The organism is Sorangium sp. So ce281 (assembly GCF_051527395.1).
Lineage (GTDB): Bacteria > Myxococcota_A > Polyangia > Polyangiales > Polyangiaceae > Sorangium > Sorangium cellulosum_B.
Window position 1 is genome coordinate 7341036 of the sequence record NZ_CP150322.1, and the last position, 14091, is coordinate 7355126.

The 14091-nt window shown below is 71.7% G+C and carries 9 protein-coding genes; 4 read left to right on the plus strand and 5 right to left on the minus strand.

Features of this window, described 5'->3' with window-relative positions; translation table 11 throughout:
- Window positions 1-141 precede the first annotated feature (141 nt).
- The 3 genes from WMF27_RS27680 to WMF27_RS27690 all read right to left on the minus strand — a co-directional run bounded on the left by WMF27_RS27680 (window position 142) and on the right by WMF27_RS27690 (window position 4768).
- A complete protein-coding gene (locus WMF27_RS27680) occupies window positions 142-1209 on the minus strand; it encodes a response regulator (RefSeq protein ID WP_437765861.1) in 1068 nt (355 codons plus the stop codon).
- Between the two features lie 90 nt (window positions 1210-1299).
- Window positions 1300-4167: an ATP-binding protein gene (locus WMF27_RS27685; RefSeq protein ID WP_437765860.1), complete on the minus strand. Its 2868-nt coding sequence runs from the start codon at window positions 4165-4167 to the stop codon at window positions 1300-1302.
- 43 nt (window positions 4168-4210) lie between these two features.
- Entirely contained in the window at window positions 4211-4768 is a 558-nt protein-coding gene (locus WMF27_RS27690; protein WP_437765859.1) for an ATP-binding cassette domain-containing protein, read from the minus strand.
- Window positions 4769-5129: 361 nt separating this feature from the next.
- Here WMF27_RS27690 and WMF27_RS27695 point away from each other — a divergent pair, with 361 nt between their 5' ends.
- The 3 genes from WMF27_RS27695 to WMF27_RS27705 are packed head-to-tail and all read left to right on the plus strand — an operon-like array spanning window position 5130 to window position 10010.
- Complete coding sequence (locus WMF27_RS27695) at window positions 5130-6770, plus strand: protein kinase domain-containing protein (protein ID WP_437765858.1); 1641 nt, start codon at window positions 5130-5132, stop codon at window positions 6768-6770.
- A gap of 5 nt (window positions 6771-6775) precedes the next feature.
- On the plus strand, window positions 6776-8203 hold the full coding sequence (locus WMF27_RS27700; protein WP_437943128.1) for a tetratricopeptide repeat protein: 1428 nt from the start codon (window positions 6776-6778) through the stop codon (window positions 8201-8203).
- Between the two features lies 1 nt (window position 8204).
- Complete coding sequence (locus tag WMF27_RS27705; RefSeq protein ID WP_437765856.1) at window positions 8205-10010, plus strand: hypothetical protein; 1806 nt, start codon at window positions 8205-8207, stop codon at window positions 10008-10010.
- Between the two features lie 206 nt (window positions 10011-10216).
- Here the strand turns inward: WMF27_RS27705 and WMF27_RS27710 are convergent, their stop codons facing one another.
- Both WMF27_RS27710 and WMF27_RS27715 read right to left on the minus strand, forming a co-directional pair.
- On the minus strand, window positions 10217-10756 hold the full coding sequence (locus WMF27_RS27710; protein WP_437765855.1) for a hypothetical protein: 540 nt from the start codon (window positions 10754-10756) through the stop codon (window positions 10217-10219).
- Window positions 10757-11247: 491 nt separating this feature from the next.
- Entirely contained in the window at window positions 11248-12021 is a 774-nt protein-coding gene (locus WMF27_RS27715) for a hypothetical protein (RefSeq protein WP_437765854.1), read from the minus strand.
- Window positions 12022-12723: 702 nt separating this feature from the next.
- On the opposite strand from WMF27_RS27715, the gene urtA reads away from it, so the two are divergent.
- Complete coding sequence (urtA, locus tag WMF27_RS27720; protein ID WP_437765853.1) at window positions 12724-14025, plus strand: urea ABC transporter substrate-binding protein; 1302 nt, start codon at window positions 12724-12726, stop codon at window positions 14023-14025.
- Window positions 14026-14091: the final 66 nt, after the last annotated feature.

Consider the following 14091-nt stretch of genomic DNA (forward strand, 5'->3'; position numbering starts at 1 on the left):
GGGCGCGCGATCACGGCCCTATCGCTGGCGGTGTTCTGGGCCACGTCGTCGCACAGGGCGACTGTCATGAGTTCGATTCTCCGTGCGCCACGGTGTGCCGCCTCACCCGCGCGGCCCCGCCGGCGCGCTGGCAAGACGGCGTCAGCGGACCTGTCGCAGCGCGTAGTCGATGCCGCTCCGGAGCGTCCCCCGGGTGACCACGGTGCTGAGATCGATCTCGAGCGAGACGAGCGTTTGCGCCAGCTCGGGACGCAGGCCGGTGATCACCGTCGTCGCGCCGAGCAGCCGGAGCGCCGCCGCCGTGCCCATCAGCGTGGTCGCGACCGCGGAGTCGATGAGCCTCACGCCCGTGACGTCGATGATCACGACGTCCGTCCGGTTCGTGTGCACGCAGCTCAGCGCCGCTTCGAGCGCCTGCTGCGCCCGGCCGGCGTCGATCGTCCCGATGAGCGGCATCACCATGATCCGCTCGGTGATCGGAATGAGCGGCGTGGAGAGCTCCGCCAGCCGCTCCTTCTGCGCCCGGATGATCTCCTCCTGCAGCGCCGCGCGCGCCAGCTCCGCGCGCTCGCGCTCGGTGAGCTCCAGCGTCAGCCGCTCGTTCGTCCTGCGGAGCTCCTCGGTCTGGCGCGCGACCTCGGTCTCCAGCTGCTCGTTCGACCCGCGGAGGGCGGCTTGAGCCTGCGTGAGCTCCTCCAGGGCCCGCTCGAGCTCGGCCGTCCGCGCCGCCACGCGCCGCTCCAGCTCGTGCGTGAGCTTCTGCAGCGCCGCCTCGGCGGCGACGCGCTCCTCGACCTGCGCCGCGAGGCTCTTCATCAGCTGCCTGAGCTTCGTTTGCACCCGGACGCGCGCGAGCAGCTCCTCGCTCTGGAACGGCTTGAGGAGGAAGTCCACGGCGCCGAGGTTCAGCCCCTTCACCTTGTCCGCGCTCATCTCCGTGCTCGCCGTCATGAAGATGACAGGGATGTCGCTCGTGGCCGGATCCGTCTTGAGCCGCCGGCACGTCTCGAAGCCGTCGATCCCTTCCATCTTCACGTCCAGCAAGATGAGATCCGGCGCCACTTCCTTCGCGAGCTGGATGGCTCGCAGGCCGTTCGTCGCGGCCGCGATCTCGAACCCCCAGCCCGAGAGATTGTCGCGGAGCAGCCTCAGGTTTCGCGGCTCGTCGTCGACGATCAGGACCGTTCCGGTATCACTCACGTTCGTCACACTGCCCTCTCCAGCGGATGATCTCACTCTTCGCGCCAGCGACGCTGCATGAGGATGACTGCGCTCACAACAAATCTCAACCCGACGCCCTCATCGGGCGCCGCCGTCGATGCGCCCGCCGACGAGCTCTTCTATCGACTCCAGCCGGAAGTCCTCGGAGAGCTCGCGCAGGTGCTTGGCGAAAGGCGCGAGCCGAGGGTCGCCCAGCTCGAGCTTGTCCGCGTATTTCTGGATGTGATTGACGAGCCCCTTGCGCGCGAGATCGCGCAAGGCCTTGAGGTCCTCGTCCGGGGGCAGGACGACATCGCGGGTGCTCGTCACACCCGAGCTGGGGCTCGGCTCCGCCTCCTCGCTGGCGCCGTCCTGCCGCTCGTAGATCCACTCCAGCTTGAGGTGTCGCTGGAGCTTCTCGAGCAGCTCATCCATCTGCAGCGGCTTGGCCAGGAAATCGTCCGCGCCCGCTTTCAGGCTCTTGTCCTGGTCGGTGATGAACGCGCTGGCGGAGGACGCGATGATGACCGTCCCTGCGAGCTCCGGCGCCTTTCGCATGCGGCGCATCATTTCCCAGCCGTCGAGCACGGGCATCGCGAGATCGGTGATGATGAGATCGAACCGCTCGCGCGCCGTCCTGTCCAGGCCCTCCTGGCCGTCGTTCGCCTCCGCCAGCTCGAACCCGAGGGTCGCGAGCATGCTGATGACCACGGCGCGGTTCTCCGGCTTGTCGTCCACCACGAGGAGCCTCCGTCGCGGGCCCTTGTAGCCGACGATCTGCCCCTGCTCCGTGCGCCTCACGGTGTCCGTCCAGTCGGGCGCCTCGGCGAGCGCCAGGTCCATCCAGAAGACGCTGCCCTTCCCGAGCTCGCTCCTGACCTGGATGGAGCTGCCCATCAGCGTGACGATGCGCTGGCTGATCGCCAGCCCGAGCCCGGTGCCCTCGCGGTGGCGACTCTTGTCTCCGACCTGCTTGAAGGGCAGGAATATCTGGTCCAGGTGCTCGGCGCCGATGCCGGTCCCCGTGTCCTCGATCTCGAAGCGTATCCTGTGCGTCTTGGTCCGCGATTCGGGGCTCGCGCCGCCCTCCGGGAGATCCTTGCGCGCGCCTTGTGGCCCGCCGGGCACCTCGACGACCGTGAAGGTGACGCTGCCGGTCTCGGTGAACTTGATGGCGTTGCCGAGCAGATTGAGCAGGATCTGACGCAGGCGCCGCTGGTCGGCGCGCACCCCCTCGGGCAGCGCGGGGCCGGGCTTGAACACGAACGCGACCCCCTTCTGCTCCGCGCGGATCCGGCAGATCTCGGCCGTCGCGTTCAAGAACGACGGGAAATGGAAATCGTTGGGGTGAATCTCCATCGTCCGCGACTCGATCTTCGCCAGATCGAGGACGTCGTTGATGAGGGTCAGCAGATGAGCGCCGGACTCGGCGATGACCTCGACGCCGCGCAGATCCTGCTCGCCCAGGCTCCTCGAGCGCCTCAGGATCTGGGCGTACCCGAGGATGCCGTTGAGCGGTGTCCGCAGCTCGTGGCTCATGTTGGCGAGGAAGTCGCTCTTCGCCCTGTTGGCCGCGTCCGCGGCGACCGTGGCCTCCTTGAGCTCGGCGGTGCGCTGCTCGACGCGCTGCTCGAGCTCCTCGTTCGTCTTCGCCAGGGCGGCGAACGTCTCGCGGAGCTGCTGGGCCATGCCGTTCAGCGCGTCGCCGATGTGCACGAACTCCCGGGTGCCTGACGCCTCGAAGCGCTGATCGAGATCACCGCCCCGGATCCGCTCGGCCGCCGTGACGAGCTGCCGGACCGACGGCAAGGTCACGCGCATGATCACGAGCACGGGCAGCGCCACGAGCGCCAGGATCGAGAACGCCGCGAGCAGCCAGTAGTCCCAGTACAGCCCCTTCACCGACGAGAGCAGCGCCGCGCGAGGGACGTCGGTGAGCAGGACCCAGTCCGGCGCCGCGATGCGCGCCGCCACGATCACGCGCTGATCCGTGCCGCCGACCACGTGCGCCTCCGCGGCGTCGTCGCGCTTCGCCGCCTCGAACGCGCGCTTGAGATCGTCGTCGCCGATGGAGTCGACCGTCAGCGTGCCTTTGCTGCCGTGGATCTTGTCCTGGTGCACGCTCGAGACGAGCACCGTCCCATCGCCCCTCACGAGGGCGTGCTCCGTCCCCGGATACAGCGAGAGCTCCCGGAAGCTGTCCATCACCGCGTTCACCGTGACATCGTGCCCGGCGCTCCCCGCGAACACCCCGTCGCGGAAGAACGGCACAACGACGCTCACCATCCACTCGCGCGCCCCCGGGTCGTAGCTCGTCGGCGTCCAGCGCGGCTTTCCTTCCGGGTTGTTCGCCGGGAGCGCGAGCGTCGTCCACTCCGAGTTGACGAAATCGACGGTCGTGTCGACCTGGTCGATGTAGCTCGTGTAGCTGGGCCAGTACATCACGAGCCCGTTCCGCCTGGGGATGAGCCAGGTGTTGATGGGCTCGCCCGGCGCTCCCGCCGAGTACAGCTCGGTCATGCGCTTCAGCTCCAGGAGAAAGACCTTCTCCTGGTCGTCGAGCGGGTACCCGGCGGGCAGCCAGATGATGGCGTCTCGCTTGGGCTCGAAGCCCGCGTTGCGCGACACCATGCCGCCGTCGCGCGACGGCCCGACGAGGGCGTCGAACCTCTGCGGGGTCTCTCCCTCGACTCCATGCAATGCCGAGGTGAGCATGCGGCCGTACCGAGCGACGCTCGCCTCCGCCTGGATCAGGCGGTCGTTCATGCGGCGGGTCCACTCGTCATGCGTCCGCGCGAGCACGCCCAGCTCGTTCTTCAGGATCGCGCCCTCGATGGCCCACGCCGCGATCCACAGCCCCGGACCCACGAACACGAGCAGCGCGACAGCCAGCGGCCCCGCGACCCAGAAGGACAGACTCGGCGCGGTGCGAGGGCGTTGGCGGCTCCGCTCCCCCCGTTCATTCATGCGGTCATCGTACACGAATACAGGACCGCGCCACTTTGGAAGGTCAATGTCTCGAACAGAAAATATGGACACACGGTAGGATCATGCGAGCCGCACGAGGACTGCGCCGCCACCTCGACGCAGGTTGACTGACATGCTCGCGGAGCGAGGCATCGATCGGCGCACAGCGTGCGCCGGTGAGCTCGCGCACCGCGCGATGGCCCTCTCTGACGGCGCGACGCGGGGTCGAGGCCTGCAAGGCCACGCGGCGCAGCGCCTGCTCCGGCGCGATGACGCGCGGGCAGAAGCTGCGGAACAGCGCGATCACCTCGCCGACCCGGAGCTTGTCCGGGAAGCGCGTCTCCTGGAGCTGGATGCCGAGCCGGGCGCGCAGCGCGATGCCGTCCCCCACCCAGCGCTCGCCCAGCACCTCGACCTCGCCGGCGTCGGGGCGGGTCAGCCCCGCGAGGATCTCCACCGTGGTCGTCTTGCCCGCGCCGTTCGGGCCGAGCAGGCCGAAGCACTCGCCGCGCCGCACATCGAGGTCGAGCCCGTTCACGGCCACGACGTCCCCATAACGCTTCACCAGGCCGCGGCAGACCAGGGCGGCAGAGGCCGACACGGCACGTCTGTATCGCAGAGGACGGCAGAAAGGAACCGGGACACTTCAATCCAACGCGCCCTTCGGCGCGACCCATCACGGCCTCCGGCGCGACGACGCGTGCAGGGCGGAGACGCCGTCGGAACGCCCTCAGCAGATGAAGCGCACCTCCACGCGCCCACAGGAGCGCCGGAAAATTCGACAGACGACGCGACGTATCGCCTCTCCGGAGAATCGAATCTCACCAGAGACCTGCGGCGAGCGCGTCGAGCGCGGCCCTGCAAGGAACCATCCGGTCCGAGATCGTGGCTGGCCGGTCTGCAATCTCAGAGCGACGGAGTGGGGGGGGCGCGTGGTGAGCGATGAAGAGGGAGTGGTGCCCGTGCACTGCGGCGAGGTCATCGCAGACCGCTACCGGGTCGAGCGGCCTCTCGGCATCGGCGGGATGGGGGCCGTCGTCGCGGCGCGGCACCTGTCGCTGGGCGAGCTGGTGGCCGTCAAATTCATGCGGCCGGAGCACTGCGGCAACGCGGCGCTGCTGAGGCGGTTCCAGCGCGAGGCGCGCGGGATGTTCCGGATGAAGACGGAGCACGTGCCGCGGATCTACGACCTGGGCGCGCTCGCCCCGAGGCCGGGGATGGTGCTGCCGGTGCCGTACATCGTGATGGAGCACCTGTCGGGCAACGATCTCCGCTCGATCCTGGAGCGCCGCGGACGGCTGCCGATCGACGAGGCGGCCGAGTACGTCCGTCAGGCCTGCGTTGCCCTGACCGAGGCGCACGCGCTCGGGATGGTGCACCGGGACCTCAAGCCCGCGAACCTGTTCCTGACGTACCGGACCGACGGCACGCCGCTCCTCAAGGTGCTCGACTTCGGCGTCGCGAAGTTCACGAGCGCGAAGCCGGAGCACGACGGGCTCGAGATGACGACGGCGCGGTCGGTCATGGGCTCCCGCCGCTACATGGCGCCAGAGCAGATGCTGACGCCCAAGGACATCGATCTGCGCGCGGATCTGTGGGCGCTCGGGGTCGTGCTGTACCAGCTCGTGAGCGGCACGCTGCCGTTCGGCGCGGAGACGCTGGAGCAGTTCGTGCTGGTCGTGTCGGAGAAGGCGCCCCGGCCGCTCCGGAACGCGTGCGCCGATCTGCCCGAGGGGTTCGAGGAGATCGTGATGCGCTGCCTCGAGAAGGACCGGACGCGCCGCCCGTCCTCGGCCCGCGAGCTCGCCGCCGCGCTCGCGCCGTTCGCGCTGCGCGGAGCGCCCGACGCGACGCTGCCCACGGGGGTGCACCGGAGCCAACCGACGTTCACGTGGCTGGACGATGGGCCGCCCACGACCGCCGCGCGGCCGGCCGCGACCTCCGCTCGGCCGGCCGCGACCTCCGCTCGGCCGGCTGCGACCTCCGCTCGGCCGCCCACGACGGCCTCCGGGCCGGCCGAGACGAGGCGCGAGGGCCGCCGCCCCAGGCGAACCTGGCTGGCGGCCACGGCCGGCGCCGTCTCCGCGAGCGCCACGCTGGCCGCGATCCTCCTGTCGCCCGGGTGGCCGCGGGCAGCGGGATTGACCTGGGCCGACGGCGCCGGTGCGCAGCACCTCGCGGGGGTGCCGCAGGGGCTCGCCGCGGGGCCGAAGGGGAACGCGGTGGCAGCCAGGTCGTTCCAGGGGCCCGAGGACGCGGCCGGAGGTGCGCTGCACGACGGCGCTGCCAGCGCGTGCGACGCGCCCCTGGCCGACGCCAGAGGCGCGCGCCCGGCCGCGCGCAGCGGAGCCGGCGCCGTCCTGTCCACGAGGACCGCGCCGCCCGCGCGGGCGAACGCGGGGAGTCCGCAGCGCGCGCCGGCGCGCGGGGCGCACGCGTCCGGGTCCTCGGCGGCGCCCGCCGCCGGCGCCGCGGTGCGGGCGGCGGCGGATGCGCCGGCGCCCGCCCGGGGCGCGGCGGCAGGCGCGCCGTCCCTCGTGGCAGCGCCCGGCAGCGGCGCTGAAGCCGCGACGCCAGCGGGCGCGCTGGACAGCCCGTGGTGATCGCCATGCCCCGAGGAGCCCTGCCGAAGATCCCCTGCTGCTCGCGCCCGCGCGGGCTCGCGGCCGCCCTCGCGGCCGTGTCGCTGTCGCTCGCGCCGGCGAGCGGCGAGGCCGGCGAGCCCGGTCCGGCGCAGTCCGACACGGCACAGACGAGCCCCAACCTGGGACAGCTCAACCTGGGACAGCTCAACCTGGGACAGGCCAAACCCAACCCGGGACGGCTCAACCCGGGACAGCCCAGCCCCAACCCGGGACAGCCCAACCTGGGACAGCCCAGCCCCAACCCGGGACAGCTCAACCTGGGACAGCTCAACCTGGGACAGGCCAAACCCAACCCGGGACGGCTCAACCCGGGACAGCCCAGCCCCAACCCGGGACAGCCCAACCTGGGACAGCCCAGCCCCAACCCGGGACAGCTCAACCCGGGACGGCTCAACCTGGGACAGGCCAGCCCCAACCCGGGACAGCCGGGCGGGCACAAGGAGCAGGTGCTCGCGCTCTATCAGGCCGCGACGCGCCTGCTCGAGGCGGGCCGCGTCGCCGAGGCGTGTGCCATGCTCGAGCAGGGCCGGACGCTCGATCCGACCGCCCTCAACCTCCTCCTGCGGCTCGGCGAGTGCCTCGCGCGCACAGGCAGGACCGCGGGCGCCTGGAACGTCTTCAGCGAGACCGCGGCCATCGCGAAGAGCGCGGGAGACCCCCGCGCCGCGCGCGCGGCCGCGCTCGCGGCCGCGCTCGAGCCGCGGCTCTCGCGGATGGCGATCGCCGTGCCCCCCGGCAGCGCCGCGCCGGGGCTCGAGATCCGTCGCAACGGCGTGCTGCTCCTGCCCTCCCAGTGGGGACAGGCGCTCCCGGTCGACCCGGGGACGCACACGATCGAGGCGCAGGCGCCCGGCAGGAAGCGCTGGTCGGTCGAGCGCGTCGTCCCGCCCGACGGCGCGGGCGTCGTCATCATCGACGTGCCCCTCCTCCTGGCGCAAGAGCCGCCCCCGCGCGCGCTCGCCGCCGCGCCGAAGGGCCAGAGGACGCAGGCGCCTCCCGTCCCGCCCATCGACGAGCGCGGAGGCGGCGCCGGCGCAGGGCGCGCGCAGCGCCTGATCGCGCTGGCGACCGGCGGCGCCGGCCTCGTCGGGCTCGGCCTTGGCGCCGTGTTCGGCGCCGAGGCGATCGCCCGCAGGGACGCCTCGAACCGCGGCCACTGCGACGCGCGGAGCCGCTGCGACGCCGTCGGGGTCTCGCTGCGCGAGGACGCGCAGAAGGCCGGCACCGCCTCGACGATCGCGTTCTCGACCGGCACCGCCGCGCTGCTCGCGGCCGGCCTGCTCCTCTGGACGGCCCCGCCCAGCGCCGCCGGCCCGCCCTCGCGCCGCGCCACGGCGGCGGCCGCCGCCGGCCCCGGCGGGTTCTCCCTCGTCGTGGGCGGGAGTTATTGACGTGGGCGCGCGCGGCTCGGCCGGGCTCGGCCTGCGGTTCACCCTCGCGGCGCTCGGCTGCGCCGGCTGCAACGCGCTGCTCGGGCTCGAGGACGGCATCCTCGTGGAGGAGGGCTGCGCGCCGCTCTCGACCATCGCCTGCTACAGCGGGCCGCCGGCGACCAAGGGGGTCGGCGCCTGCCAGACCGGCCTCATGCGGTGCAACGCCGCCGGCGACGGCTACGGCCCCTGCGAGGGCGAGGTCACGCCTGCGCCGGAGCGCTGCGGCAACGCGGCCGACGACGACTGCGACGGCGCGATCGACGAGGCGGACGGCGACGGCGGCCGGCCAGAGGATCCCGCGGCCGACGGCGGCGGCGCCGTCTGCGCCTGCGCCCCCGGGACCGTCGAGCCGTGCCCGTACGGAGGGCCGCCGGGCACCGTGGGCGTCGGCGCGTGCCGCGCCGGACAACGGACGTGCGGGCTCGACAGCCGGTGGGGCGCTTGCGCCGGCGAGGTCACGCCGCGGGTCGAGGACTGCGCAACGCCGGCCGACGAGGACTGCAACGGCGCATGGGACTGCGGCGCGGTGCTCCCCGGCGGACCGCTCGGCGCCCTCCTCGGCGGCCCGGGCCACGAGCGGGCGCGCGCGCTCGCGGCGGGCCCCCGGGGCTCCGCGATCCTGGGCGGCGAGTTCGCGGGCTCCCTCGTCCTCGGCGCGGGGCAGTTCGCGACCGGCGCCGAGCAGGACGTCTTCGTCGCGCGGCTCGATCCGGACGGCACCGTGGCGTGGATGCGCCGGTTCGTCACCGAGGGGCGAGGCTCGCTGCAGGCGCTCGCGGTGGATCTCGAGGGCAATGTCGCGATCACGGGCGAGCTCGTGGGGAAGATGAACGACGTGGGGCTCACGGCCGACGCCCCGCTGGGGTTCGTGATCAAGCTGGACCACTGGGGCGAGCCGCAGTGGAGCGCGGTGCTCCTTGGCAGCCCGCAGGACATCGCGGTCTCGGTGCGGGGCGAGTTCGTTGTCGTGTCGACGCTGATGGACCCCGGCGGGACCGACGTGGCGGTGGCCAAGCTCGACACGTCGGGCGAGCTGCTCTGGAGGCGGGAGCTCCGCGGCGCGGGGAACCAGGAGCCGACGGGAGTGGCGGTGGACCCGCGCGGGGACGTGCTCATGACAGGGACCTTCGACGGCGAGCTCCAGCTCGGCGACGACGCGCCCCGGCTCCTGTCCAGGGGGATGACCGACGTGTTCCTGGCCAAGCTCGGCGAGGGCGGCGAGCACGTCGCGTCGCTGGCCTTCGGAGACGGCCGCCAGCAGCGCGGCGGCGACATCGAGATCGGGCCGGACGGCGCCATCGCGCTGAGCGGGACCTTCGACGGGATCCTCGATCTGGGCGGCGGCGAGCTGTTCTCGGAGCGGATGTCGGCGTTCGTGGCCGAGCTCGGGCCTGCGCGAGAGCACCGCTTCAGCCTGGCTTACCCCGCGGAGCGACCGCCGCGCCTCGCGCTCGAGGCGGACGGCGGGCTCGTCCTGGCGGGCGACGTCGATGGCCCGACCCACGTCGGCGGGGGGCCGCTCGACGGCGCCGGCGGCGGCAGCGACATCGTCGTGGCGCGGTTCGACGCCGGGGGGCGCCACGTCTGGAGCAAGCGGCTCGGCCCGGGCGCCGGGAGCAGCGGCGGGCGCCGGTCCGCGGCGGGGGTCGCGTCGTTCGTGGACCACGTCCTGCTCGCCGGGACCGTGGAGGGCAGCGTGGACCTCGACGGCGCCACGGCGCAGTCGACCTCGTCCGACATCCTGGTGGTGCGGCTCTCGCCGTAGGGCGCCGGCGATCCCTGGCAGGCTCGCATCCGGCAGGACCGCTCATCGCAGAAGGCTGCTCGGCGCGCGCCCCTCGATGGTCGCTGGCAGGACGGTACGCGACAAAACAGGACAGGCGATCTCGACGAGATCGCCTGTCCTGCCCGGCCGGCTCGGATCACCTCAGGATCGATGGCGCACGACGCCGGCACGGCGCCTGAGAGCCATCACGGGCAGGTGTTCTGGCACTCGAGGTACGGGCTGCACGCCGCATCGTCTTCGCAGGCGGCCGCGAGGGCCTCGATGCAGGCATCCTCCCCGGCCTCGAGGAGGTCATTCAGGCACGACAGGCAGTCGGCGTTGTTCGCGTCCAGGTTGATGGTGCCGTCATCGTTGCAGACGTCGCTCGTGGCATCGGTGGTATCGCACACGCTGGCGCACGCGGCGTCAGCCGCGCAACCGCACTGCTGGAACCCGTGAACCGCGAGGGCCTCCAGCTCGTCCGCGTACGTCGCATCACAGCAGTCCAAGCACTCGTCTTCGGACCCGGCGTCGGCGCACACCTCGCCCCCGCCCGTGCCCGCGCCGCCCTCGCCCCCGCCCGTCCCGCCTGATCCGCCCTCGCCCGTGGTGGTCGACGACGTGGTGGTCGAGCCCGACGCGCCCGAGCCGCCGTCGCCGCTCGTGTCGCCATCACCGCTCGTGACCGTACAGGCCGCCATCATACCCACGCTGATCAGGATCGCTGCAAAACCGAAAGCTTTCATGAATCCACCTCCAGACGAGTAGGGTCGCGCCGCGCGGCTCGTAACTCGGCATTACACGTCGAGCGACGTCGCCGGACCACGCTTCCTGTGCACTTCAACGCCACCGTCGGCGCCGGGCGCTGTTCCTACACCAGAATTTTACGTGATGGTATCTGCTTCGTGCCTACAGCTGCGCCTCTACGCCCCAAGCGGTCGCACGAGGAGCACGCATGTCTCTGCACAATGTGCGCGCAATCCGCCGGGACAGATCGGTTGTCAGCATTTTTGTGCAACAGGAGCAGACCCTAGCACAGGGCAGGTGCGGGAGATCAAGCGGCTCCGCGTGGATAACCTGCTCCAGGGGAACGCGCTGGGCGCGCGGGCGACCTCAACGGCGAGGGGGAGACAGGAGGCGCCCACCAGAGCTCGCTGGTGGCCTGTCGCGCCCCGAACGATCCAGATCTCGATGGAGCGGCGGCGAGCTCTCGGCCCTTTTGCTTGCGCAGGCGGTGTTACGAGCCGCCCGCGGCGCGCCGCATGGCGCAGTCGAGGTCGCCTTTGCAGGGGTCGCCCGCTGCACGCGCGCCGCCCGGGCTCGCCGCCGGCGCGGCGGCCGCCGGTCGACTGCTCTCCGCGGCGCGCTTCGCCGGCGCCTTGCCCCCGGCCGCGGGGGCGGCGGGCGGGGCCTTCGCCCCGCGCTCGCGCGCCTTGTCGCCCTTCTTCTTCTTGGCCGGAGGCGCCTCGGCGGGCGCGGCCGCGGCCTTTGCCTCCACCTTCGGCAGCTGCGCCAGCGCCGCGCTCGCCGCGTGCCGCACGCCGGGCTGCGCGGCCGCCTGGAGCGTCTCGCGCGGGGCGCCGAGCCACACCGCGCCGGCGACGACCGCCGCCCCGAGGACGCCCGCGATGCCGTAGCGCACGCCCGCCGCCCGCCGCGCGCGCGGCGGGCGCAGGTCGATCGGGACCTCGGAGGGCACGGGCGTGAGATCCGGCGGCCTGAACGCCGGCAGCTCGGAAGGCACGCCGAACGGAAAGATCTCCAGGTAGCTGCTGCGCTCTCCGTCGCCAGCGGCGGACCCGTGGCCATCCTCCATCCCGGCGCTCCTCGCGCCGTGATCGGCCCGCGCGCCGCTCTTGGTGGAGGCGTCCTTCTCCACCGCGAGCAGCGCGCTCAGGGAGATCACCACCGAGTTCTCGTCCCGCGGCCCGGCCGCGACGCCGTCCGGCGCCGCTCCGCCGCTCGAGGATCGGCCATCCGTCTCGCCGGGCAAGTGATTCGTGCTTCTCATAGGCTCCACCCCGCCTGCCCTCCGTGTCGACCGAGCACAGGGCGCAGACAGCATCCACCAGTGTACTCGCCATTTGCCGCTCTTGATACAAGTTTTTTACTGCACTGGAGAGCACACCTTGTTGTCTCAGCTCGCCTCAGCTCGTCACAGCTCCCAACAGCGCCGGAGCTCGCAGCGCTCGTGCGCGCAGCGGCCAGAGCGCCCCACACCGTGTCGGCTCAAGCGACATCGCGCGTGACGACCCCGGGCGAGGTCGCGCCCAACGGCGCCCCACGCTCGACGCCCCGCGCGCCTCGCCCTCGCCCTCGCCCTCGCGTGCGGCGCATCCCCCCGGAGCCGTGACCGGGGCGAAAACTCGAGCGGAACGAGAACAACGATGGATCGCTCGCCGCGCTTTGTGGTCAGCAATCCAAACGGCCCGCGGAAAATGCACGGCGCCTGCCGGCCGGGCGACATTTCACGTCGACGAAACCTCGACGAAACATGGCACTCGGCATAAGGCCTTTCACCACGACGTCGTGTGGCTGGCCCTTGTCCGGGGACCGCGTTCTGCTGCGCAGGGCGTCCATCGGGTGTGTCCAGCCGGGAGTCTCCACTGGCCGGCTCCCGAACTCCCAACGGCTCTTGTGCAGTCGAATCGCCGCGCCGCGTCGATGCAGGGCATTGGACGCGCCCTCGGCACCCAAGGAGGATGCGTTGAATATGTACACGTCTGGGTTGGACGTTGAGGATCGGCCGGCGGCGGGCACCTCTCGGCGGCGGGCGCTCTGCGTCGCGATGGCGGCGCTCGCCGGCGCGGCCCTGCTCTCTGCCTGCGACAAGGCGAACGACGAGGCTCCCGCGCCCGGGGCGGCGCCCGGGGCGCCCGCCTCGGACAGCGGCTCCATCAAGGTCGGCGTGCTCCACTCGCTGAGCGGCACCATGTCGATCAGCGAGGTGGCCGTGAAGGACGCGACGCTGCTCGCCATCGAGGAGATCAACAAGGCGGGCGGCGTGCTCGGCAAGCAGCTCGTGCCCGTGGTCGAGGACGGCGCCAGCGACTGGCCCACGTTCAACGAGAAGGCCAGGAAGCTCGTGCAGCAGGACGCCGTGGCGGTCGTGTTCGGCGGCTGGACCAGCGCCAGCCGCAAGGCGATGCTGCCCTCGTTCGAGGAGCTGAACGGCCTGCTCTTCTACCCGGTCCAGTACGAGGGGCTGGAGCAGTCGCCCAACATCTTCTACACCGGCGCCGAGCCGAGCCAGCAGATCGTCCCCGCGGTCGACTACCTGCTCGAGAAGGGCAAGAAGCGCATTTACCTGCTCGGCTCCGACTACGTCTTTCCGCGCACGGCCAACAAGATCATCAAGGCGCAGCTCGCGTCGAAGGGCGGCGAGCTCGCCGGCGAGGAGTACCTGCCCCTCGGCGGGACCGAGGTCAGCACGATCATCACCAAGATCAGCGCGGCCAAGCCCGACGCGATCTTCAACACGCTGAACGGCGACAGCAACGTGGCGTTCTTCAAGCAGTTCAAGGACGCCGGTTACACCGCCGACAAGCTGCCGGTCCTCTCGGTGAGCGTCGCCGAGGAGGAGGTGCGCGGCATCGGCGCCGACAACATCGCCGGACACCTCGTCTCGTGGAACTACTACCAGACCACGGACACCCCCGAGAACAAGAAGTTCGTCGACGCGTACAAGGCCAAATACGGCGCCACGCGCGTCACGGACGACCCCATCGAGGCGGGCTACTTCGGGGTCTACCTGTGGAAGATGGCCGTCGAGAAGGCGAAGTCGACCGAGGTCGCCAAGGTGAAGGAGGCCGTGAAGGCCGGAGGCATCGAGTACAACGCGCCCGAGGGCCTGGTCCGGCTCGACGGGAAGAACCAGCACACCTGGAAGACGGTCCGCATCGGCGCGGTCCGGCAGGACGGCCTCATCGACGAGGTGTGGAGCTCGGGCAAGCCGGTCCAGCCGGATCCGTACCTGAGCGCGTATCCCTGGGCGAAGGAGCTGGCCGCGAAGTAGCGGGGCGCGAGCGCGAAGCCTGAAGCCCGGATCACGGAGCCGCGGAGGGCGCGGGGCCTCGTCAGG